The 681-nt window shown below is 42.0% G+C and carries 1 pseudogene; it reads right to left on the bottom strand.

Going from position 1 to position 681, the window contains the following annotated elements:
* A pseudogene (locus J8L98_RS24515) lies at window positions 1-600 on the bottom strand (IS256 family transposase); the annotation flags it as partial.
* Between the last annotated feature and the right edge of the window lie 81 nt (window positions 601-681).

Here is a 681-nt window from a genome sequence, read left to right as displayed (position 1 = left end):
GAACAGTTTACGTTTCTTAGTCGCTTTTCTGATCACACTGTTCAGAGATTCAATAGCATTTGTCGTGTAGATAGCTTTACGGATGTCTTGAGGGTAGCTAAATAGAGTATTGAGATTATCCCAATGAGCCGTCCAGGAGCGACTGATTTGAGGGTACTTTTCATCCCATTTATCACCAAAGTGCTCTAACGCTAACAGGGCTTCATCTTCTGTTGTTGCTTGATAGATTTCTTTTAAGTCAGCGGTAATGGCCTTGTAGTCTTTCCATGGGACGTATTTCATTGAGTTTCGCACCATGTGTACGATACAGAGCTGAATTTGAGTTTTTGGATAAACGGCATTGATGGCATCAGGAAAGCCTTTGAGGCCATCTACACACGCGATAAGGATATCATTTACGCCTCGATTTTGAAGTTCTGTGAGCACGCTAAGCCAGAACTTCGCACCTTCGGTTTCGGACATCCACATCCCAAGAAGCTCTTTCTGACCTTCCATATTTACGCCAAGTGCGAGATAAATAGCTTTGTTGATAACCTGCTTATTCTGGCGTACTTTCACGACGATGCAATCGAGATACACGATGGGGTAGACCGTATCAAGAAATAATATGGGACAGGCATAAATAATATGGGACAGGCATAAATTTCTTGCATAATTGGGTGGTTTAACTACTGTTTGTAT

This window comes from Pseudoalteromonas sp. MMG013, assembly GCF_018100885.1.
In the GTDB taxonomy this organism is placed as follows: domain Bacteria; phylum Pseudomonadota; class Gammaproteobacteria; order Enterobacterales; family Alteromonadaceae; genus Pseudoalteromonas; species Pseudoalteromonas aurantia.
This window is presented reverse-complemented; position numbering and strand designations above follow the sequence as displayed.